Consider the following 22880-nt stretch of genomic DNA (forward strand, 5'->3'; position numbering starts at 1 on the left):
GAAATCGATAATTTACCGGAAAAAAAGCAAAGGGTGGCCGCTGATTAAAATCAGTGAATTGCTTTTTTGATGATTGAAATTCAGTCCGCCCGGTGCGGATGAGTCTGAATTAAAATGAATGAGCGCACGAGTTCACAGGCAGTAGCCTGTAAAATAAGGTGTTTCAGGATAACCTGTAAGCGGGTGCGCCAGAAGTCGAAGGACTACCGGGCATTAAAGAGATGAAAGTCAAAGCAGTGTCGGTGGGCAAACATCATGATATGTGTTGTCCGCCTTATATGGGGCATTAAGCGATTGTTGTTTTCCATGTTTCATTTTCCTTTCAGTAATTGAAAGCATGGTCATTTTATCCAGGAAAAGGCGATTAACCGTGAGATAGATCACCGTTAACCGATCAAATCAGAAATAAATATTCGTTTTGGATGAATACCGCAGATCAAAATTCTGATTTGTTGGTGTTGCGTTAACAGATTGTGTTATCAATGTTTTAAATGAGCAAAAATAGCCCGTAAAAATAATGTATGGGTTATTTATGAAATATTGTCTGAGGTATTTAGATTTTATTTAAAAATAAAATGAATAGTTATTCAAAGCATAAACCGATAACCGATACCGGTTTCAGTTAATAAATGGCGAGGGCGAGCGGGGTCAACTTCGAGTTTCTGACGAAGATGTCCCATATATATGCGTAAATAATGACTATGTTCTACAGCGTTGGGTCCCCACACCTGACTTAACAGCTGGCGTTGGGTGAGTACCTTGCCGTGGTTGTTGAGCAGCACGGCGAGCAGGCGAAATTCTATTGGCGTCAGATGGATTTCTTCTTCACCGCGCACAATGCGTCGCGCGGCCAGGTCAACCCGGATATCTCCAAACGTGTAGGTTGGGTCAGCGGGCGTGGTTGCGCTGTGGCGGCGCAGCGCCACGCGAAGGCGAGCCTGTAGCTCGCCGATACCAAAAGGTTTAATCAGATAGTCATCCGCACCGGCATCCAGCGCCGCGATTTTATCCGTCTCTTCAGTACGCGCGGAGAGCACGAGGATCGGCATCTGGCTCCACTGACGAACTTCCCGGATAAAATCGATACCGTCGCCGTCCGGCAGGCCAAGATCGAGGATCACCAGGTCCGGCTTGCGGGTGGCGGCTTCAATTAAACCCCGCTGAAGCGTACCCGCATCATGAACGCGCAGACCGTCCCCTTCCAGCGCAGCGCGCAGAAAACGGCTAATGGCGATCTCATCTTCAACAATCAGAACGTTGATCACAAATCCTCTGGTAATTCATTAAGTTCTGGCGGGGTTTCCAGAGGAAGTGTAACACAAAACCGCGCGCCGCCTTCGGGACGATTCTCTGCGGAAATAGACCCACCGTGGACGTCAATGATCGCCTGGCAAATGGCCAGCCCCAGCCCGACGCCCGGAATGGCCGACTCCTTATTGCCGCGCGCGAATTTTTCGAAAATAGCCAACTCCTGCCCGCTTGGAATGCCGGGTCCTGTATCCCAGACGTCAAGGTGAAGCGTGCCATCGTCCACCGTCGCATCCACGCCAATTTGCGCGCTGGCGCCCGCATATTTGCCGGCATTTTCCAGCAGGTTGATCAGCACCCGTTCAAACAGCGGGCCATCAACGTGAATTAAGGTCAGGGGCTCGGGCATGTTCAGCGCGATATGTCGCCCGCCCAGGCCGGGTTCGAGCATTTTCAGGGCGCTGCCCACCACCTCTTCAAGCGTGAGCCACTCTTTTTTGAGGTTAAAACCGCCTGACTGGATACGCGCCATATCGAGCAGGTTATTCACCAGGCGCGTGGTATTCAGCACATGCTGGCGGATCTCGCTGGCCTGTAGAGCGTGTTTAGAGCCTTCCGCCGCCAGGTCCAGCGTCAGAATTTCTGACTGACCAAACAGGACGGTGAGCGGGGTTCGCAGATCGTGAGAGAGCGCCGCCAGCAGCGAGTTACGAATGCTTTCCCGCTCGCTCGCCAGCCGGGCCTGCTCTTCGCTGGCGGTGAGGGCCAGCCGCTCCAGCGCGCTGGCAACCAGCAGCGTAAAGGTCTCCAGCAGCCGCTGCTGTTCGGGGATCATCAGCTGGCGCAGGTTTGAGGGCTCAACAATCACCAGACCCTGATTTTTATCGGCGCTGCGCAGCGGCAGAATTTGATAGGGCACGCCGGGCAGGGTGTCGGTCCCTGCACCCGCAGGTAGTCCTTTATCAAAGCTCCAGCGCGCGATGGCTTCGTCCCAGGGCGTCATGCCTGAGGCCGACGTCAGCGGTCGCAGCTTGCCGTGTTCGTCCGGGAGCAAAATCAGGTTGCTGGCATGAAAGGTCGAGCGAATAAACTGCTCGCTGGTCTGCACAATATCCAGCGGCGTGCGTCCCACCGCCAGCGATTTCGACATCTCATAGAGATGGCGCGTGCGCTGCTCGCGATAGCGGGCAATACGCGCCTGATAGCGCACGCCCGCCGTCAGATTCCCGATTACCAGCCCGACGGTGAGCATCACCGCAAAGGTGAGGATGTACTGCACATCCGACACGGCGAGCGTCCCGCGGGGGGCAATAAAGAACAGATCGAAGCTGATGACGTTGATGACCGTCGCCAGTACCGACGGCCAGCGACCGTAAAAGAGCGCCACCACCACTACGCCAAGCAGGTAGATCATCACCAGGTTGGCGGCATCAAACGCGATCAGCCACTGGCTGGCAATCACGGTAATCAGGGCGCAGAGCACGACGGCGACAAGACAGCCGCGCAGCTGAATGCGCCATTTATCGCTGAAGGCACGGCTGTCCGGCGCGCGGCTGGGTAACGGCGTGGGCTTATCATCCAGCGCCACGATCACCAGATCCAGATCCGGTGCGCGGTGGGCCAGCTTGTCGGCAAACGATTCGCGGCTAAACCAGCGGCGATGCTGGCGACGGCCAATCACGATTTTCCCCAGATTGTGCTCACGGGCGTAACGCAAAATGGCTTTATCTTCCTGTGGGTCGGAAAGGGTGGCGGTTTCGGCACCCAGCTCCTGCGCCAGGCGAAGCGAACTCAATATCGCGCGACGCTGGTTTTCGGGCAGAGCGTGCAGCTGCGGCGTTTCGACATACACCGCATGCCAGACGCTGCCAAATTTAGCCGCCAGGCGCGCGGCGGTGCGGACAAGCTTTTCATTGCCGCTGCCGTGGCCTACGCACAGCAGGATGGCATCTCGCGTATGCCAGACACGCTCCTGGCCCTGCAGGTCACGCCAGGCGCGCATCTGATCGTCGACGCGATCGGCAGTACGACGCAGGGCCAGCTCGCGCAGGGCAATCAGGTTACCTTTACGGAAGAAATGTTCGATGGCGCGCTCGGCCTGTCCGGCAATATAGACTTTGCCTTCATGCAGGCGCTGGCGCAAATCATCGGGGGGCAGGTCAACCAGCACCACTTCATCGGCGGAATCAAAGAACGGATCGGGCACCGTCTCGCGCACCTGAATGCCGGTGACGCCGCTCACCACGTCGTTCAGGCTTTCAAGATGCTGAACGTTAACCGTCGTGAAAACATCGATGCCGGCTTCGAGTAGTTCTTCTACATCCTGCCAGCGTTTTGGATGGCGTGAGCCTGGCGCATTGCTGTGCGCCAGTTCGTCCATCAGGATAAGGGCGGGACGGCGGGCGAGGGCGGCATCGAGATCGAATTCGGTGACTAACCGACCGCGGTGGCTGATGCGGCGGGGCGGCTGGGTGGCCAGCCCCTTCAGCAGCGATGCGGTCTCTTTGCGTCCGTGGGTTTCTACCACGCCAATCAAAATATCAAGCCCCTGCGCCCGAAGCCGCTGGGCTTCCGTCAGCATGGCGAAGGTTTTCCCGACGCCTGCGCAGGCGCCAAAGAAAATTTTCAGTTTGCCGCGATGGGCTTCGGCCGTCTGTTCAAGCAGCCTGTCCGGATCCGGGCGCATGGGCTCGTCGGTCATTTAGTTTTTCCTTAGCGCGTCCAGCGCCAGATTCAGCTCAACAATATTCACCACGGGCATGCCGATAAAGCTGACCAGCGGCTTTTGCGTGTGCTCTGCAACCAGCTGGCTAACCTGTTCGATGGTCAGCTGACGGGCCGCGGCGACGCGCGGGATTTGCCATGCCGCTGCTGCCGGCGTCAGGCTGTAGTCCAGCCCGCTGGCCGAGGCGGTCACCAGCTCTACGGGCACCTCACGGCTGGCCTGCGGATTAGCGGCGCGCAGGGCTGCCACGCGCTCAGCAACGGCTTTGTCCAGCTCGGGGTTGCTGCCCGCCAGGTTACTGCCGCCGGATGCCATCGGATTATACGGGCTTTCGGCAGTGGCGGAAGGGCGTCCCTGGAAGTAACGGGCATCCGTAAAGTTCTGACCAATCAGGCGTGAACCGCGGTTTTCACCGTTTTGCATAATCAGCGAGCCGTTGGCCCGATCCTTAAACCACCACTGGCCCAGCGCGGTGGTCACCAGCGGGTACAGCCCGCCGGTAATAAGAGACAGCAGAATAAACAGAAGTATAGCGGGGCGTAACATCGTCATTTGAATCACCTTTTAAACCAGGCCGAACAGCGTCAACAGCAGGTCGATAACCTTGATACCGATGAAGGGCACCACCAGCCCGCCCAGGCCGTAAATCCACAGGTTGCGGCGCAGCATGGCGGCGGCCGTGAGCGGCTTATAGCTCACGCCTTTCAGCGCCAGCGGGATCAAGAAGACAATAATCAGGGCGTTAAAGATTACTGCGCTCAGAATGGCCGATGCCGGAGAGTGCAGGTGCATCACGTTCAACGCGTTTAATTGCGGGTAGGTCGCAGCAAACGCCGCCGGAATGATGGCAAAATATTTCGCCACGTCGTTGGCGATACTGAACGTGGTCAGCGACCCGCGCGTCATCAGCATCTGCTTACCAATGTGCACCACTTCAATCAGCTTGGTCGGGTTAGAGTCGAGGTCGACCATGTTGCCCGCCTCTTTTGCCGCCTGGGTACCGGAGTTCATTGCCACCGCCACGTCGGCCTGCGCCAGGGCAGGGGCATCGTTGGTACCGTCACCCGTCATCGCCACCAGGCGGCCTTCCGCCTGATACTGACGAATCAGCGCCAGTTTCGCTTCCGGTGTGGCTTCAGAAAGAAAATCATCCACGCCCGCTTCGGCGGCAATCGCCGCGGCGGTAAGACGGTTATCCCCGGTGATCATCACCGTTTTGATCCCCATTTTCCGCAGCTGGGCAAAGCGCTCCTTGATGCCGCCTTTGACGATATCCTTCAGGGCAATCACCCCCAGCACGTGTGCGCCTTCGGCCACCACCAGCGGCGTCGCCCCCTGACGGGCCACGCTTTCGACCAGGCTGTCCACTTCCGGTGGGAAGTGGCCGTTGTTGGCCTCAATGTGGCGACGGATGGCGTCAACAGAGCCTTTACGGATCATGCGATCCTGAATGTTAATGCCGCTCATGCGGGTTTGCGCCGTGAAGGGCACGAAAGTGGCGTGCAGGCTCTGAACGTCGCGCTGGCGCAGGTTAAAGCGCTGCTTGGCGAGGATCACGATACTGCGTCCTTCCGGGGTTTCATCGGCAAGCGAAGAGAGCTGTGCGGCATCTGCAAGCGCTTTTTCATCCACGCCCGGGGCGGGTAGAAAATCTGACGCCTGGCGGTTACCGAGGGTAATAGTCCCGGTTTTATCCAGCAGTAAGACATCCACGTCACCGGCGGCTTCCACCGCGCGCCCGCTGGTGGCGATGACGTTGGCACCGAGCATACGGCTCATGCCGGCCACGCCGATGGCTGACAGCAGGCCACCAATGGTGGTTGGGATCAGGCAGACCAGCAGCGCCACCAGCACCGTGATGGTGACCGCGGTGCCGCCATAGGCGGAGAACGGCCACAGCGTCGCGGTTGCCAGCAGGAAGACGATGGTCAGAGCCACCAGCAGGATGGTCAGGGCAATCTCGTTCGGCGTTTTACGACGCTGGGCGCCTTCCACCATGGCGATCATCCGGTCGAGGAAGGTTTCCCCCGGGTTAACGCTACACTGGATCACCAGCCAGTCGGAGAGAATGCGCGTCCCGCCCGTCACGGAGGCGAAATCGCCGCCGGATTCACGGATAACCGGTGCGGATTCTCCGGTAATGGCGCTTTCATCCACCGAGGCGCCCCCTTCGATAACTTCACCGTCGCAAGGGATAATGTCCCCGGCCTCTACCAGCACCACATCGCCTTTACGCAGTTCATCCGCCGGAACGTGGTCCATCTGCGCGCCGTATTTCGGCTCACGTAGCTTGCGCGCGAAGGCGGTTTTTTTCACCCCTTTCAGGCTGTTGGCCTGGGCTTTACTCCGGCCTTCCGCCAGCGCTTCCGCAAAGTTGGCGAACAGCACGGTAAACCACAGCCACAGGCTGATGGCGCCGGTAAACATCGCATTCCCCGGCATGTGGCCCGTTCCCATGGCAATTGCCAGGGCGGTGGTCAGCACGCTTCCCGCCCAGACGATAAACATCACCGGGTTGTGCCACTGCACGCGCGGGCTCAGCTTTTTCACCGCATCCATGAGCGCCTGGCGAACTAATGACGGTTCGAACAGGGCCAGTTGTTTACGACTCATGACAATTTCTCCGCAAAATCAGCGTAAAGAGAGGTATTCCGCGACCGGGCCTAACGCGAGGGCGGGGATAAAGGTCAGGGCGCCGACCAGTAACACGGTGCCCGTCAGCAGGCCGATAAACAGCGCGCCGTGGGTCGGTAATGTCCCGGTGGTGGTCGGTTGGATTTTTTTATTCACCAGCGATCCGGCAATCGCTAACACCGGCACAATGATCCCAAAGCGACCCACAAACATGCAGAACGCCAGCAGGCAGTTCCAGAACGGTGAGTTGGCGCTTAGGCCCGCAAAGGCGCTGCCGTTGTTGTTGGCGGCAGAAGAGACGGCATACAGCACTTCGCTAAAACCGTGAATGCCGGGGTTAAAGATGCCGCTGCGTCCGGCCTCGGTCATCAGCGCCAGCGCAGTGCCGAGCAGCACAAGCGCAGGGGTGACCAGAATTGCCAGCGCGGTTAATTTCATCTCGCGAACGTCGATTTTTTTACCAAGGTATTCCGGGGTGCGGCCAATCATCAAACCGGCAATAAACACCGCCAGCAGCACGAACAGCAGCATGCCGTAAAGACCCGAGCCCACGCCGCCAAAGACGACTTCGCCAATCTGCATCAGCCACATCGGGATCATGCCACCCAGCGCCGTAAAGGAATCGTGCATGGCGTTGACCGCCCCGCACGAGGCCGCCGTGGTGACCACCGCATACAGGCTGCTGGCGAGAATGCCAAAGCGGCTCTCTTTACCTTCCATGTTAATATTGCTGTTGGCCCCCAGCTGCATGAAATGGCTGTTGCCGTTCCATTCAGCCCACATCACCAGCGCCACGCAGACCACAAAGATAAGCGACATCGTCCAGAGCAGGGTGCGGCCCTGACGGCGATCGTTGACCACGTCACCAAAGGCAAAGCAGAGCGCGGCGGGGATCAGGAAAATCGCCAGCATCTGCACAAAATTGGTCAATGCGGTAGGGTTTTCAAACGGATGCGACGAGTTGGCGTTGAAGAAGCCACCCCCGTTCGTCCCGAGCATTTTGATGGCTTCCTGTGACGCCACTGGCCCCATCGGCAGGAGCTGTTTTGTGCCTTCCAGCGAGGTATAAGGCGCGTAAGGCATCAGGTTTTGCAGGGTGCCCTGCTGAATAAAGAACAGCGCGATCAGCAGCGCAATCGGCAGCAGGATCCACAGCGTAATGCGCGTCAGATCCACCCACGCGTTACCCAGGGTATTGATTTTCTGACGCGCAAACGCACGCGTCAGCGCGAAGATCACCGCGATACCGCTGGCGGCCGAGAGGAAGTTTTGCACGGTTAACCCGACCATCTGGCTGAAATAGCTCAGCGTGGTTTCACCGGCGTAGGACTGCCAGTTGGTGTTAGTGACAAAGCTCACCGCCGTGTTCAGCGCAAGATGCCAGGACAGGCCCGGTAACTGTTGCGGATTCAGCGGCAGGATGCCCTGCAACATCAGCATCGCAAAAAGCGCAATGAGCCCAACGATATTCAGCAGCAAAATGGCGATCAGATACTGACGCCAGCTCATCTCCCGATCGTCTATTCCCAGTACGCGCCAGATCCCTTTTTCAACGCTTCCCGTGCCGGGCAGGGGGACGTTGTTGATTAATCGTGCCAGTCCCGATCCCAGTGGCCTTGCCAGAATGAACAGTACCACTAAGAAGCTGGCAATAAGCAGAAACGCCTGAGCAGCCATCAGAAGGCCTCCGCATTTATCAGGGCATAGACCAGATAACCCAATAACAGGAACACCAGCACGATGCCGGCAATAAGACCTGCACTCACAATCCACCTCCGGGTGACTTTCGTTGTTGTACTAACGGTAGGATTTCCGGCGCAAAGATTTCGCAAAAATGGGGAGGGCGGGTGTAAAAAAAGTATAAAAATGGCAAAGCCCACAATTTAACTATTGATAAGTAAATCGTTAACTTTTTTGTAACTTAATTACGGAGTGAATGTAAATATTCACGAAATGGGCAAAAATAAGTGGTCGGATGAGTAGTAAAATTACAAACAAAGCGATATTATTTTAGCCAGGTCACAGATTTTGAATTTTCCGGATGACGTTTCCGGCCAACTATAGGGGAGAAAAATATGGATCTTTATAAAGAGTATCCGGCTCATATCGTGTTCTTGCGCCGCGCTTTCGCCGTAGTGGCTGGCGTGCTGGCTCTGCCGGTGATGCTGTTCTGGAAAGATCGTGCACGTTTTTACAGCTATCTGCACCGCGTCTGGGCGAAAACCAGCGAGAAGCCGGTGTGGATGGATCAGGCCGAGAAAGCGACCTGCGATTTCTACTGATACGAAGACTACACATAGCAATAAAAAAACCGCCACATTACGTTGGCGGTTTTTTTTTCCCTCGGTATTCGCGCTCCGTTGGGTGGCTTCAGGCCTTCGTCAGAGGTTACAGGCATATATTTAGCCCTCTTTCTTGCCGGGTGACGCTGCGCTTACCCGGCCTACACAGTGCAAAGATATCAAGTTTTGCATGTTTCATTGTAGGCCCGTGCAAGCGTAGCGCCGCCGGGCGAAACGCACATCAAGCACTTTGTTAGCACTCTGTAAGGCCGCCCTGGCGGCCTTTTTTATTTCATCCCGTCTACACTTCATGGCAAAGTAGTTCAATGCATGCTTTTTCCTTTTACGGCATGCCCTTATGGACATAATGGACAATAGCCTGGAGTTTTATGCCCACCCATCTGGTTTGGTTTCGCGCGGACCTGCGCGTACATGACAACATCGCACTCGCGGCGGCCTGTCGCGACAAAGACGCTAACGTACTGGCTCTGTTTATGGCCACGCCCGAGCAGTGGCGGCAGCACGATATGGCTCCCCGCCAGGCGGCCTTGCTGCGTGCGTATCTGACCGACCTGCAGCACTCGCTCGCCGGAAAAGGCATACCGCTTCTCTATAAAGAGGTGGGTGATTTTGCCGCACAGCTGCAGACGGTGCAGGAGATCTGTAAGCAGCACAAGGTCACGCATCTTTTTTACAACTATCAGTACGAATTCAACGAGCAGCAGCGCGACCGTCAGCTGGAGAAGATGCTGGAAGGGGTGGTCTGCGAAGGGTTTGATGACAGCGTGATGCTGGCACCGGGCAGCGTGATGACCGGCAACCACGAAATGTATAAAGTTTTTACGCCGTTCAAAAATGCCTTTATCAAACGTCTGAAAGAGGCGCTGCCGGAGTGCGTTGCCGCGCCTGCCGTGCGAGGCGAAACCATAAAAGAGCTGCCTGAGCTGACGTTTGATTACCCTCAGCAGCCGTTTGATGAAACGCTGTTCCCCGCCGACGAGAAAGCGGCTATCGCCCAACTGCGCCAGTTCTGCAAGCAGGACGCAGCCAGTTACGACGCGCGTCGGGATTTTCCCGCCATCGAGGGCACCAGCCGCCTGTCGGCCTGTCTGGCGCTGGGCGCGATATCACCGCGCCAGTGTTTACATCGTCTGCTGGCGGAGCAGCCGCAGGCGCTGGAGGGCGGCGCAGGGTCCGTCTGGCTGAATGAACTTATCTGGCGCGAGTTCTACCGCCATCTGATGACCTTTCATCCTGGTTTGTGTAAGCATCGGCCCTTCATTGGCTGGACCGATAATGTAAAGTGGCAATCGAATGATAAGCAGCTGAAAGCCTGGCAAAGCGGGCAGACGGGCTATCCGATAGTCGATGCCGCCATGCGGCAGCTTAATGAGACGGGGTGGATGCACAACCGCCTGCGGATGATTACCGCCAGCTTTCTAGTGAAGGATCTGCTTATCGACTGGCGTATCGGAGAGCGCTATTTTATCTCTCAGCTGATCGATGGCGATCTCGCGGCGAATAACGGCGGCTGGCAGTGGGCGGCCTCTACCGGCACCGATGCCGCGCCTTATTTCCGGATTTTCAATCCGACCACGCAGGGACAAAAATTTGATGCGGACGGCGAGTTTATCCGCCGCTGGGTTCCTGAACTTAACGCTATACCTGCTAAAGCGATCCACGAACCGTGGGCATGGGCGGATAAACAGCGTGTAAAGCTGGATTACCCTCGTCCGATTGTCGACCATAAACAGGCGCGCGTCGCCACGCTGGCGGCGTACGAAGCTGCCCGCAAAGCATAAGAGAGTGATGATGAAAAACAGCGAACTGGAAAGCCTGATTAACGAAAAACTGAACAGTACCTCCTTCAGCGATTACGGCCCTAACGGGCTCCAGGTCGAAGGTCGTGAGACGGTGCAAAAAATTATCACCGGCGTGACGGCAAGCCAGGCGCTGCTGGACGAGGCTGTTCGTCAGAATGCCGACGCGGTGATTGTCCATCACGGTTACTTCTGGAAAAACGAATCGCCGATTATTCGCGGGATGAAGCGCAATCGCCTGAAAACGCTGCTGGCAAATGACATCAACCTGTACGGCTACCATCTGCCGCTGGATGCGCACCCGGAGCTCGGCAACAACGTCCAGCTGGCGCAGCTACTGGGCATTACCGTGATGGGCGAAATTGAGCCTCTGGTGCCGTGGGGCGAGCTGGCGATGCCGGTACCAGGACTGGAGCTGGCATCGTGGATTGAAGCGCGCCTGGGCCGTCGTCCGCTGTGGAGCGGTGATACCGGTCCGGATACGGTGAAGCGTGTCGCATGGTGTACCGGTGGCGGTCAGGGCTTTATCGACAGCGCCGCGCGTTTCGGCGTCGATGCTTTTATCACCGGCGAGGTTTCCGAGCAAACCATTCATTCGGCGCGTGAACAGGGGCTGCATTTTTACGCGGCTGGCCATCACGCCACCGAGCGCGGCGGCATTCGCGCCCTCAGCGAGTGGCTGACGGAAAATACCGATCTGGATGTGACCTTTATTGATATTCCTAACCCAGCCTGACGAGAGGTAGTTAAGTGCAGCGAGCGCGTTGTTATCTTCTGGGTGAAACCGCAGTGGTTCTGGAGCTTGAACCACCGGTGACGCTTGCCACGCAAAAGCGTATCTGGCGGCTGACCCAGCGTCTGGCCGACATGCCTGAAGTGGTTGAGACCATTCCGGGTATGAATAACATAACCGTCGTGCTGCGTAGCCCGCATACCCTTGCGCTGGATGCCATTGAACGTTTGCAGCGCTGGTGGGAAGAGAGCGAGGCGCTGGAACCGGAGTCGCGCGCCATTCAGATCCCGGTTGTTTATGGCGGTACGGGTGGGCCGGATCTTGGCGTGGTGGCAGATCACTGCGGATTAACAGAAAAGCAGGTTGTTGAGCTGCACAGCTCGATTGACTACGTGGTCTGGTTCCTGGGGTTTCAGCCCGGATTCCCGTATCTGGGCGGACTATCTCCCCGGCTGCATACGCCACGCCGTGCCGAGCCGCGCGTGAGCGTGCCGGCGGGTACGGTGGCTATCGGCGGCGAGCAGACCGGCGTTTATCCGCTGACATCGCCTGGCGGCTGGCAGCTTATTGGGCATACCGCTATACCGTTATTTGAACCCGGGCTGGAGACGCCAATACTCCTGCGTCCCGGGGATACCCTTCGCTTTATCCCGCAGAAGGAGGGGGTATGTTAACGCTTATTCGCGCCGGGCTTTACACCTCCGTACAGGATGCCGGCCGCTTTGGTCTGCGCCAGTCGGGCGTGAGCTACTGCGGTGCGCTTGACCGTCCTTCGCTGGAGATTGCCAACCTGCTTGTGGGCAACCCAGGCAGCACGGCGGCGCTAGAAATTACGCTGGGTCAGTGTGTGATTGAGTTTGGTCAGGAAACCTGGTTTGCCTTAACCGGCGCAGGGTGTGAGGCGACGCTGGATGGCAAAGCGGTGTGGACCGGCTGGCGGCTGCGGGCGAAAGCCGGGCAGCGCCTGACGCTCAAACGTCCGCTGCACGGCGTGCGTAGCTATCTCGCGGTGGCGGGCGGCATTGACGTGCCGGAGGTGCTGGGCTCATCCAGTACCGATCAGAAGGCCGGGATCGGCGGTCACGAAGGACGTTTGTTGCGCGACGGCGATCGGCTGGCAATCAAACCCTCCGCGCGCCATTTCTCGACCACGCAGGGCGTAAAACAGCTGCTGTGGGGAAACCAGATCCGCGCCTTACCGGGGCCGGAATATCATGAGTTTGACGAGGCGTCTAAAGAGTCCTTCTGGCGTGCGCCGTGGAAGATCAGCCCGCAGAGTAACCGCATGGGCTACCGCCTTCAGGGGCAGCCGCTGACCCGCACGACGGACCGGGAACTGCTCTCCCACGGTTTATTGCCGGGGGTTATTCAGGTGCCGGGAAACGGTCAGCCCATCGTATTAATGAACGATGCGCAAACTACCGGCGGCTATCCGCGCATTGCCTGCATCATTGAAGCGGATCGCTACCATCTGGCGCAAATTCCCCTCGGCCAGCCGATTCACTTCGTGCAGTGTTCGCTGGAGGAGGCGCTTAAGGCGCGGCAGGATCAGCAGCGTTATCTGGAGCAGCTGGCGTGGAGGCTTGATGGTAAAGATTGATTTGAACGCCGATCTGGGGGAGGGCAGCCGCGCTGATGCGGAACTGATGACCCTGGTCACCTCGGTCAACATCGCCTGCGGCTTTCACGCGGGCGATGCGCAAACCATGCTGGAGAGCGTACGTAATGCCATTAAAAACGGAGTCGCGATAGGCGCTCATCCGAGCTTCCCCGACCGGGAAAACTTTGGCCGCACGGCGATGGATCTGCCGCCTGAGACGGTCTACGCGCAGGTGCTCTACCAGATCGGCGCGCTGGAGGCGATGGTGCGCGCCCAGAACGGCGTGATGCGCCACGTGAAGCCGCACGGCATGCTCTACAACCAGGCGGCGAAAGATACGGATCTGGCGGACGCCATTGCCCGCGCGGTGCGGGACTGTAATCCGCAGCTGATTCTGGTAGGCCTTGCTGGCAGCGAGCTTATTCGTGCCGGAGAACGGCTGGGCCTGACCACCCGTCAGGAAGTGTTTGCCGATCGGGGATACCTGCCGGACGGCAGCTTGGTTCCACGTACGCAGGCCGGGGCGCTGATTACCGATGAAGCTAAAGCGCTGGCGCAGACGCTGGAGATGGTGCGCACCGGGCGGGTGACCGCCGTGGACGGAACATTGGCGAACGTGCAGGCCGATACGGTGTGTTTACACGGCGACGGCGAGCATGCGCTCCAGTTCGCGCGCCGCTTGCGGGCAGCGTTTTCTGAAGAGGGTATCCTCGTCAGCGCCGAATAATGACGATAAGGACACAAAAATGCCTGAAGGTCCGGAGATCCGCCGCGCGGCGGATAGCCTGGAGGCGGCGATAAAGGGCAAACCCCTGACGGATGTCTGGTTTGCTTTTCCTCAGCTAAAACCGTTTGAATCACAGCTGGTGAGCCAGACGGTGACCCATATAGAAACGCGCGGCAAGGCCTTGCTCACGCACTTTTCCCATAACCTGACGTTATATAGCCATAACCAGCTTTACGGCGTCTGGCGGGTGGTGGAGGCGGACGAGCAGCCGCAAACCACCCGCGTGCTGCGCGTCAGGCTGCAAACGGCGGATAAGGCGATCCTGCTCTACAGCGCGTCGGATATCGAAATGTTAACGCCGGAGCAGCTGCTGACGCACCCGTTTCTACAGCGGGTCGGGCCGGACGTGCTGGACATGCGCCTGACGGCGAGCGACGTTAAGGCCCGGTTGCTATCCCCAAAATTTCGTAACCGACAGTTTTCCGGTCTGTTCCTCGACCAGGCCTTTCTGGCCGGGCTGGGTAACTACCTGCGGGTAGAAATCCTCTGGGAAGTCGGGCTGGCGGCGCAGCATAAAGCGTCTCAGCTGAATGATGAACATCTGGAGGCGCTATCCCACGCGCTGCTGGATATTCCGCGACTGTCGTACAACACGCGCGGCGTGGTGGATGAGAACACGCATCACGGGGCGCTGTTCCGCTTTAAGGTGTTTCATCGGGCGGGGAAAAAGTGCGAGCGGTGCGGCGGGATTATCGACAGGATTATGCTCTCTTCCAGACCTTTTTACTGGTGTCCACACTGCCAGCAATAAAAGTAAAACGGTAACCCATGGGTTACCGTTTTTAAGGTTTTCCCCCTCTCTCTGTGGGAGAGGGCCGGGGTGAGGGCATCAGGCCGCACCCAACTCCTGTTAGCGCTTAATATCAGACTTAAAATCACGCTGCTCGTAGCCGGTATACAGCTGACGAGGACGGGCGATTTTCATGCCTTCGCTGTGCATTTCGTTCCAGTGCGCAATCCAGCCTACGGTACGGGCCATAGCGAAGATCACGGTGAACATGGAAGACGGAATGCCCATCGCTTTCAGAATAATGCCAGAGTAGAAATCGACGTTCGGGTAGAGTTTCTTCTCGATGAAGTACGGGTCGTTCAGCGCGATGTGTTCCAGCTCCATCGCCACTTCCAGCAGATCATCTTTGGTACCCAGCTCTTTCAGCACTTCGTGGCAGGTCTCACGCATGACGGTAGCGCGCGGGTCGTAGTTTTTGTAAACACGGTGACCGAAGCCCATCAGGCGGAAGGAGTCATTCTTGTCTTTCGCGCGACGCACGAACTCAGGAATGTGCTCAACGGTGCTGATCTCTTCCAGCATCTTCAGTGCCGCTTCGTTCGCGCCGCCGTGCGCCGGTCCCCACAGGGAGGCGATGCCCGCAGCGATACAGGCGAACGGGTTCGCGCCTGAAGAGCCCGCGGTACGGACGGTAGAGGTAGAGGCGTTCTGTTCGTGGTCAGCGTGCAGGATCAGAATACGGTCCATTGCGCGTTCCAGCACCGGGTTCACTTCGTACTCTTCGCACGGCGTGGAGAACATCATGCGCAGGAAGTTACCCGCGTAGGAGAGGTCGTTGCGCGGATACACAAACGGCTGGCCGATAGAGTATTTGTAGCACATCGCCGCCATGGTAGGCATTTTGGACAGCAGGCGGAACGCCGCGATATCACGGTGACGCGGATTATTCACGTCAAGGGAGTCGTGGTAGAACGCCGCCAGCGCACCGGTAATCCCGCACATCACCGCCATTGGGTGAGAGTCACGGCGGAACGCATGGAACAGACGGGTAATCTGCTCATGGATCATGGTGTGACGGGTCACGGTGGTTTTGAATTCATCGTACTGTGCCTGCGTCGGTTTTTCGCCGTTCAGCAGGATGTAGCACACTTCCAGATAGTTGGATTCGGTGGCTAACTGATCGATGGGGAAGCCGCGATGGAGCAGGATACCTTCGTCACCGTCAATGTAGGTGATTTTGGATTCGCAAGATGCGGTAGAGGTAAATCCAGGGTCAAAGGTGAATACACCTTTAGAACCCAGCGTACGGATATCAATAACATCCTGACCGAGCGTGCCTTTTAGCACATCCAGTTCAATAGCAGTGTCACCATTTAGGGTGAGCGTTGCCTTTGTATCAGCCATTTACGGTCTCCTTAGCGCCTTATGCTTAAGACTGCGCTTTACCGGATTTGCTTTCAGCTGTTAATCACCGTTACCAGATTGTTATTTGGCTTACCGCTCAGCTCACGAGGACAAACCAGGGTACAGAGCTATGGCGCCTTGCAGGTAAACGAATGAAATATCAGTGAAACAACAGCAAATCAGCGTTTTTGCAGTCCGAATTATTCAAACCTGTATATCACTAATAACTGTCCTGATAACTTCGGTCAATACCATCACACTGTTACATAACTATTTGTCAGGTGAAAGAGAGACCTCATAACTTTTGCGCATTATATGCCTTTTCTGATGACGTTTGTAACAATATTGTTTAACATTTGTCAAATCAGATGATTAAAAATTAAAAAGATGTTGTTATCGTGACCCTGATCACTGTTCCAGAGAAAACCCGACAAACTGTATGTAGGTTAATTGTAATGATTTTGTGAACGGCCTATACTGCCGCCAGGTCTCCGGAACACCCTGCAATCCCGAGCCACCCAGCGTTGTAACGTGTCGTTTAAGCATCTGGAAGCAGTGTTTTGCATGACGCGCAGTTATAGAAAAGGAACGCTGCTTGACCCGCATCGCAGTCCGGAGGAAGGAAACAATAAGAACAGCATGTGGGCGTTATTCATGATAAGAAATGTGAAAAAACAAAGACCTGTCAATCTGGATCTCAAAACGATCCGGTTCCCTGTAACAGCAATAGCGTCCATTCTGCACCGTGTTTCTGGTGTGATTACGTTTGTGGCGGTCGGTATTTTACTGTGGTTACTGGGCACCAGCCTCTCTTCCCCTGAAGGATTCCTCCAGGCCTCTGCCATCATGAACAGCTTCTTCGTGAAATTCATCATGTGGGGCATTCTGACCGCGCTGGCGTACCACGTCGTTGTGGGTGTTCGCCATATGCTGATGGACTTTGGCTACCTGGAAGAGACTTTCGAAGCCGGGAAACGCTCCGCTAACATTTCATTTGTGATTACAGTCGTGCTCTCACTTCTCGCAGGAGTTCTCGTATGGTAAGCAACGCCTCCGCATTAGGACGCAACGGCGTACATGACTTCATTCTGGTCCGTGCTACCGCCATCGTTCTCACTCTTTACATCATCTATATGATCGGTTTCTTCGCGACCAGCGGCACGCCGACGTGGGAAATCTGGAGTGGGTTCTTCGGATCCGCCTTCACCAAAGTGTTCACACTGCTGGCTCTGTTCTCCATCCTTATTCATGCGTGGATTGGCATGTGGCAGGTGTTGACCGATTACGTTAAACCGCTGGCGATTCGCCTCCCACTGCAGCTGGCCATTGTTGTTGCACTGGTGGTTTACGTTATTTATGGATTCGTTGTGGTGTGGGGTGTGTAATGAAACTGCCAGTCAGAGAATTTGATGCTGTTGTAATTGGTGCCGGTGGCGCAGGTATGCGTGCCGCACTGCAAATTTCCCAGAGCGGCCAGACCTGTGCGCTGCTCTCTAAAGTTTTCCCGACCCGTTCCCACACTGTGTCTGCGCAGGGCGGTATCACCGTTGCGCTGGGTAACTCCCATGAAGATAACTGGGAATGGCACATGTACGACACGGTAAAAGGTTCCGACTACATCGGCGACCAGGATGCCATCGAATATATGTGTAAAACCGGCCCGGAAGCGATTCTGGAGCTGGACCACATGGGTCTGCCGTTCTCCCGTCTGGAAAATGGCACTATCTATCAGCGTCCGTTTGGCGGCCAGTCGAAAAACTTCGGCGGCGAGCAGGCGGCACGCACCGCGGCGGCGGCTGACCGTACCGGTCACGCGCTGCTGCACACCCTGTACCAGCAGAACCTGAAAAACCACACCACCATCTTCTCCGAGTGGTACGCGCTGGATCTGGTGAAAAATGCCGATGGCGCAGTCGTCGGCTGTACCGCGCTGTGCATTGAAACCGGTGAAGTGGTTTACTTCAAAGCCCGCGCTACCGTGCTGGCTACCGGCGGCGCAGGCCGTATCTATCAGTCCACCACCAACGCCCACATCAACACCGGTGACGGTGTCGGTATGGCTATCCGCGCTGGCGTGCCGGTGCAGGATATGGAGATGTGGCAGTTCCACCCAACCGGTATCGCCGGCGCGGGCGTTCTGGTAACAGAAGGCTGCCGAGGTGAAGGTGGCTACCTGCTGAACAAACACGGCGAGCGCTTCATGGAGCGTTATGCCCCGAATGCGAAAGACCTGGCGGGTCGTGACGTGGTGGCGCGTTCCATCATGATCGAAATCCGTGAAGGCCGCGGCTGTGACGGCCCATGGGGGCCACACGCCAAGCTGAAGCTCGACCACCTGGGTAAAGAAGTTCTGGAGTCCCGTCTGCCGGGCATCCTGGAACTGTCCCGCACCTTCGCACACGTCGACCCGGTGAAAGAGCCGATTCCGGTTATCCCAACCTGCCACTACATGATGGGCGGTATTCCAACCAAAGTGACCGGTCAGGCGCTGACCGTGAACGAGCAGGGCGAAGACGTGGTTATTCCTGGCCTGTTCGCGGTAGGCGAAATTGCCTGCGTATCCGTACACGGTGCAAACCGTCTGGGCGGCAACTCTCTACTGGACCTGGTGGTGTTTGGTCGTGCAGTGGGTCTGCATCTGCAGGAGTCCATTGCCGAGCAGGGCGCGCTGCGTGACGCGACTGACGACGAAATTGATGCCTCTCTTGAGCGCCTCAACCGCTGGAACGGTAACCGCAATGGCGAAGATCCGGTGGAAATCCGTAAAGCGCTGCAGGAATGTATGCAGCACAACTTCTCGGTATTCCGCGAAGGCGACGCGATGGCCAAAGGTCTTGAGCAGCTGAAAGCGATCCGCGAGCGTCTGAAAAATGCCCGTCTGGACGACACCTCCAGCGAGTTCAACACCCAGCGCGTCGAGTGCCTGGAGCTGGATAACCTGATGGAAACCGCGTTCGCGACGGCGATGTCGGCAAACTTCCGTACCGAAAGCCGTGGCGCGCATAGCCGCTTCGACTTCCCGGATCGTGATGACGAAAACTGGCTGTGCCATTCCCTGTATCTGCCAGAGTCGGAATCCATGACGCGTCGTAGCGTCAATATGGAACCGAAACTGCGTCCGGCGTTCCCGCCGAAGATTCGTACTTACTAATGCGGAGACAGGATAATGAAACTCGAATTCTCAGTTTATCGTTATAACCCGGATGTTGATGACGCTCCGCGTATGCAGGACTACACCCTGGAAGCGGAAGAAGGTCGCGACATGATGCTGCTGGATGCCTTAATCCAGCTGAAAGAAAAAGATCCTACGCTGTCGTTCCGCCGCTCCTGTCGTGAAGGGGTTTGTGGCTCTGACGGTGTGAACATGAACGGCAAAAATGGCCTGGCCTGCATCACGCCAATTTCAGCGCTGCAGCGTCCTGGTCAGAAAATTGTTATCCGTCCTCTGCCAGGCCTGCCGGTCGTGCGTGATTTGGTGGTAGACATGGGGCAATTCTATGCACAATATGAGAAGATTAAGCCTTACTTATTGAATAATGGGCAAAATCCACCTGCTCGCGAGCACTTACAGTCTCCTGAGCAGCGTGAAAAACTCGATGGGTTGTACGAGTGTATTCTCTGCGCATGCTGTTCAACGTCCTGCCCGTCGTTCTGGTGGAACCCGGACAAGTTTATCGGCCCGGCCGGTCTGCTGGCTGCCTATCGCTTCCTGATCGATAGCCGCGACACCGAAACCGACAGCCGTCTGGAAGGACTGAGTGACGCTTTCAGCGTATTCCGCTGCCATAGCATCATGAACTGCGTCAGTGTGTGTCCGAAGGGGCTGAACCCGACGCGCGCCATCGGCCATATTAAGTCGATGCTGCTGCAGCGCAGTGCGTAAGTAGTGAGAGGGGAGCGGTGTTCCCCTCACCCTAACCCTCTCCCTAAGGGAGAGGGAATAGAGTGCAGAAACCTTTAAAAACTGCCCTGAAGTCTAGACAGTTTCTAAAGGTTCCTTCGCGGGCCACAAAGAGCTCGCAGGTGAACCCCGGCACGTACACGTGGTGTGCGTGGTAGTTTCTACGGCGAAAGTAAGCATAAAAATGCTTAAGGGATCACGATGCAGAACGGCGCAATGAAAGCCTGGCTGGACTCTTCTTTCCTTTCTGGTGCGAACCAGAGCTGGATTGAACAGCTCTATGAAGACTTCTTAACCGATCCTGACTCAGTGGACGCAAACTGGCGTTCCATGTTCCAGCAGTTGCCTGGCACAGGGGTCAAACCGGATCAATTCCATTCCAAAACACGTGATTATTTCCGTCGTCTGGCGAAGGATGCCTCACGTTACTCTTCTGCGATTTCCGACCCTGACACCAATGCGAAGCAGGTCAAAGTCCTGCAGCTTATCAACGCTTATCGCTTCCGCGGTCACCAGCATGCGAATCTCGATCCGCTGGGACTGTGGAAACAAGACCGTGTGGCCGATCTCGATCCGGCGTATCACGATCTGACCGAGGCCGATTTCCAGGAAAGCTTTAACGTAGGTTCCTTTGCCATCGGCAAAGACACGATGAAGCTGGGCGATCTGATTGACGCGCTCAAGCAAACCTACTGCGGCTCCATCGGCGCGGAATACATGCACATTACCTCTACCGAAGAGAAACGCTGGATCCAGCAGCGCATCGAATCCGTAGCGGGCCACGCGACCTTCTCGGCTGACGAGAAAAAACGCTTCCTGAACGAACTGACCGCAGCGGAAGGGCTTGAGCGCTATCTGGGCGCGAAATTCCCGGGCGCAAAACGCTTCTCGCTGGAAGGCGGCGACGCGCTGGTGCCGATGCTGAAAGAGCTGATTCGTCACGCAGGCAAGAGCGGCACCCGTGAAGTGGTTCTGGGCATGGCGCACCGTGGTCGTCTGAACGTGCTGGTCAACGTGCTGGGTAAAAAACCGCAGGACCTGTTCGACGAGTTCGCGGGCAAACATAAAGAACACCTCGGCACCGGCGACGTGAAGTACCACATGGGCTTCTCGTCGGATATCGAAACCGAAGGCGGTCTGGTTCACCTGGCGCTGGCGTTTAACCCGTCACACCTGGAAATCGTTAGCCCGGTGGTTATCGGTTCCGTGCGTGCGCGTCTGGATCGTCTGGACGAGCCGAGCAGCAATAAAGTTCTGCCAATCACCATCCACGGTGATGCGGCGGTTACAGGGCAGGGCGTGGTTCAGGAAACCCTGAACATGTCGAAAGCGCGTGGTTACGAAGTGGGCGGTACCGTTCGCATCGTGATCAACAACCAGGTGGGCTTTACCACCTCTAACCCGCTTGACGCGCGTTCTACCCCGTACTGCACCGACATCGGTAAGATGGTGCAGGCGCCGATCTTCCACGTTAACGCGGATGACCCGGAAGCCGTTGCTTTCGTTACCCGGCTGGCGCTGGATTTCCGTAATACCTTTAAACGCGATGTGTTCATTGACCTCTTCTGCTACCGCCGTCACGGCCACAACGAAGCGGACGAGCCAAGTGCAACCCAGCCGTTGATGTACCAGAAAATCAAAAAACACCCGACCCCGCGCAAAATCTATGCTGACAAGCTGGAGAGCGACAAAGTGACGACGCTGGAAGATGCGACCGAAATGGTCAACCTCTACCGCGACGCGCTGGATGCGGGTGAATGCGTGGTCAAAGAGCTGCGCCCGATGAACATGCACTCCTTTACCTGGTCGCCGTACCTCAACCACGAGTGGGATGAGAGCTACCCGAACAAGGTTGAGATGAAGCGCCTGCAGGAGCTGGCTAAACGCATCAGCACCGTACCGGACGCTATCGAGATGCAGTCTCGTGTGCAGAAAATCTACGCTGACCGTCAGTCCATGGCGGCAGGCGAGAAGCTGTTCGACTGGGGCGGCGCGGAAACGCTGGCCTACGCAACGCTGGTTGACGAAGGTATTCCTGTTCGTCTGTCCGGTGAAGATGCGGGTCGTGGGACCTTCTTCCACCGTCACGCGGTTGTTCACAACCAGTCCAACGGTTCAACCTACACCCCGCTGCAGCACGTGCACAACGGTCAGGGCCAGTTCAAGGTTTGGGACTCCGTGCTGTCTGAAGAAGCGGTTCTGGCCTTCGAATACGGTTACGCCACCGCTGAACCGCGCACCCTGACCATCTGGGAAGCGCAGTTCGGTGACTTCGCCAACGGTGCGCAGGTGGTGATCGACCAGTTCATCTCCTCCGGCGAGCAGAAGTGGGGCCGTATGTGTGGCCTGGTAATGCTGCTGCCGCACGGTTATGAAGGTCAGGGTCCGGAGCACTCCTCCGCGCGTCTGGAACGTTATCTGCAGCTTTGCGCCGAGCAGAACATGCAGGTCTGCGTACCGTCCACCCCGGCTCAGGTCTACCACATGCTGCGTCGTCAGGCGCTGCGCGGTATGCGCCGTCCGCTGGTGGTGATGTCGCCGAAATCCCTGCTGCGTCACCCGCTGGCGGTGTCGAGCCTGGAAGAACTGGCGAACGGAACCTTCCTGCCAGCCATCGGTGAAATTGACGAGTTGGATCCGCAGGGCGTGAAGCGCGTGGTGATGTGTTCTGGTAAGGTTTATTACGACCTGCTGGAACAGCGCCGCAAGAACGATCAGAAAGATGTCGCCATCGTGCGTATCGAACAGCTTTATCCGTTCCCGCATCAGGCGATGCAGGAAGTGCTGAAACAATATGCTCACGTACATGATTTTGTCTGGTGCCAGGAAGAGCCGCTTAACCAGGGCGCATGGTACTGCAGCCAGCATCATTTCCGTGAAGTGATTCCATTTGGGTCAGCCCTGCGCTATGCAGGTCGCCCGGCCTCCGCCTCTCCGGCGGTAGGGTATATGTCCGTTCACCAGAAGCAGCAACAAGATCTGGTCAATGACGCGCTGAACGTCGATTAATTAAAGG

General features: G+C 56.8%; 20 protein-coding genes. 12 read left to right on the forward strand and 8 right to left on the reverse strand.

Going from position 1 to position 22880, the window contains the following annotated elements:
• Nucleotides 1-203: 203 nt before the first annotated feature.
• The 7 genes from speFL to kdpF form a co-directional block, all read right to left on the reverse strand.
• Complete coding sequence (speFL, locus tag ACJ69_RS25110) at nt 204-308, reverse strand: leader peptide SpeFL (RefSeq protein WP_153251215.1); 105 nt, start codon at nt 306-308, stop codon at nt 204-206.
• A gap of 279 nt (nt 309-587) precedes the next feature.
• Nucleotides 588-1265, reverse strand: a complete 678-nt coding sequence (kdpE, locus tag ACJ69_RS02055; protein ID WP_008501074.1) for a two-component system response regulator KdpE — start codon at nt 1263-1265, stop codon at nt 588-590.
• Nucleotides 1262-3949, reverse strand: a complete 2688-nt coding sequence (gene kdpD, locus ACJ69_RS02060; protein WP_059346351.1) for a two-component system sensor histidine kinase KdpD — start codon at nt 3947-3949, stop codon at nt 1262-1264. Before kdpD ends, kdpE begins: the two co-directional genes overlap by 4 nt.
• Nucleotides 3950-4525, reverse strand: a complete 576-nt coding sequence (kdpC, locus tag ACJ69_RS02065; protein WP_059346352.1) for a potassium-transporting ATPase subunit KdpC — start codon at nt 4523-4525, stop codon at nt 3950-3952.
• Nucleotides 4526-4537: 12 nt separating this feature from the next.
• A complete protein-coding gene (gene kdpB, locus ACJ69_RS02070) occupies nt 4538-6586 on the reverse strand; it encodes a potassium-transporting ATPase subunit KdpB (protein ID WP_059346353.1) in 2049 nt (682 codons plus the stop codon).
• Between the two features lie 18 nt (nt 6587-6604).
• Entirely contained in the window at nt 6605-8284 is a 1680-nt protein-coding gene (gene kdpA, locus ACJ69_RS02075) for a potassium-transporting ATPase subunit KdpA (RefSeq protein ID WP_059346354.1), read from the reverse strand.
• Nucleotides 8284-8373, reverse strand: coding sequence for a K(+)-transporting ATPase subunit F (gene kdpF / locus ACJ69_RS23750; protein WP_014069365.1), 90 nt, complete (start codon nt 8371-8373; stop codon nt 8284-8286). Before kdpF ends, kdpA begins: the two co-directional genes overlap by 1 nt.
• Before the next feature lie 309 nt (nt 8374-8682).
• Here kdpF and ACJ69_RS02085 point away from each other — a divergent pair, with 309 nt between their 5' ends.
• The 7 genes from ACJ69_RS02085 (at nt 8683) to nei (ending at nt 14580) form a co-directional block, all read left to right on the forward strand.
• Entirely contained in the window at nt 8683-8889 is a 207-nt protein-coding gene (locus tag ACJ69_RS02085; protein ID WP_023310781.1) for a YbfA family protein, read from the forward strand.
• A 389-nt stretch (nt 8890-9278) separates the two neighbouring features.
• Entirely contained in the window at nt 9279-10691 is a 1413-nt protein-coding gene (phrB, locus tag ACJ69_RS02090; protein ID WP_059346355.1) for a deoxyribodipyrimidine photo-lyase, read from the forward strand.
• Between the two features lie 10 nt (nt 10692-10701).
• Entirely contained in the window at nt 10702-11445 is a 744-nt protein-coding gene (locus ACJ69_RS02095) for a type 2 GTP cyclohydrolase I (protein WP_023310783.1), read from the forward strand.
• A 14-nt stretch (nt 11446-11459) separates the two neighbouring features.
• Nucleotides 11460-12116: a 5-oxoprolinase subunit PxpB gene (gene pxpB / locus ACJ69_RS02100; protein WP_054829871.1), complete on the forward strand. Its 657-nt coding sequence runs from the start codon at nt 11460-11462 to the stop codon at nt 12114-12116.
• Nucleotides 12110-13042, forward strand: coding sequence for a 5-oxoprolinase subunit PxpC (gene pxpC / locus ACJ69_RS02105; RefSeq protein ID WP_047648380.1), 933 nt, complete (start codon nt 12110-12112; stop codon nt 13040-13042). The genes pxpB and pxpC overlap by 7 nt, the downstream gene beginning before the upstream one ends.
• On the forward strand, nt 13029-13769 hold the full coding sequence (pxpA, locus tag ACJ69_RS02110; protein ID WP_059346356.1) for a 5-oxoprolinase subunit PxpA: 741 nt from the start codon (nt 13029-13031) through the stop codon (nt 13767-13769). The genes pxpC and pxpA overlap by 14 nt, the downstream gene beginning before the upstream one ends.
• 19 nt (nt 13770-13788) lie before the next feature.
• The gene (gene nei / locus ACJ69_RS02115) at nt 13789-14580 is read left to right on the forward strand and encodes an endonuclease VIII (protein ID WP_054829870.1); all 792 of its coding nucleotides are present in this window, start codon (nt 13789-13791) and stop codon (nt 14578-14580) included.
• Between the two features lie 99 nt (nt 14581-14679).
• Here the strand turns inward: nei and ACJ69_RS02120 are convergent, their stop codons facing one another.
• Nucleotides 14680-15963, reverse strand: a complete 1284-nt coding sequence (locus ACJ69_RS02120; RefSeq protein WP_023334930.1) for a citrate synthase — start codon at nt 15961-15963, stop codon at nt 14680-14682.
• 639 nt (nt 15964-16602) lie between these two features.
• Between ACJ69_RS02120 and sdhC the strand changes: the two genes are divergently transcribed.
• The 5 genes from sdhC to sucA all read left to right on the forward strand — a co-directional run bounded on the left by sdhC (nt 16603) and on the right by sucA (nt 22873).
• Nucleotides 16603-17007, forward strand: a complete 405-nt coding sequence (gene sdhC, locus ACJ69_RS02125) for a succinate dehydrogenase cytochrome b556 subunit (RefSeq protein WP_020684965.1) — start codon at nt 16603-16605, stop codon at nt 17005-17007.
• The gene (gene sdhD, locus ACJ69_RS02130) at nt 17001-17348 is read left to right on the forward strand and encodes a succinate dehydrogenase membrane anchor subunit (protein ID WP_054829869.1); all 348 of its coding nucleotides are present in this window, start codon (nt 17001-17003) and stop codon (nt 17346-17348) included. Before sdhC ends, sdhD begins: the two co-directional genes overlap by 7 nt.
• Nucleotides 17348-19114 (forward strand): succinate dehydrogenase flavoprotein subunit, encoded by a 1767-nt coding sequence (gene sdhA / locus ACJ69_RS02135; protein WP_014883036.1) that lies wholly within the window; start codon nt 17348-17350, stop codon nt 19112-19114. Before sdhD ends, sdhA begins: the two co-directional genes overlap by 1 nt.
• A gap of 15 nt (nt 19115-19129) precedes the next feature.
• Nucleotides 19130-19846: a succinate dehydrogenase iron-sulfur subunit SdhB gene (sdhB, locus tag ACJ69_RS02140; protein ID WP_008501090.1), complete on the forward strand. Its 717-nt coding sequence runs from the start codon at nt 19130-19132 to the stop codon at nt 19844-19846.
• A gap of 219 nt (nt 19847-20065) precedes the next feature.
• Nucleotides 20066-22873: a 2-oxoglutarate dehydrogenase E1 component gene (sucA, locus tag ACJ69_RS02145; RefSeq protein ID WP_029741595.1), complete on the forward strand. Its 2808-nt coding sequence runs from the start codon at nt 20066-20068 to the stop codon at nt 22871-22873.
• Nucleotides 22874-22880: the final 7 nt, after the last annotated feature.

This window comes from Enterobacter asburiae (genome assembly GCF_001521715.1).
In the GTDB taxonomy this organism is placed as follows: Bacteria; Pseudomonadota; Gammaproteobacteria; order Enterobacterales; family Enterobacteriaceae; genus Enterobacter; species Enterobacter asburiae.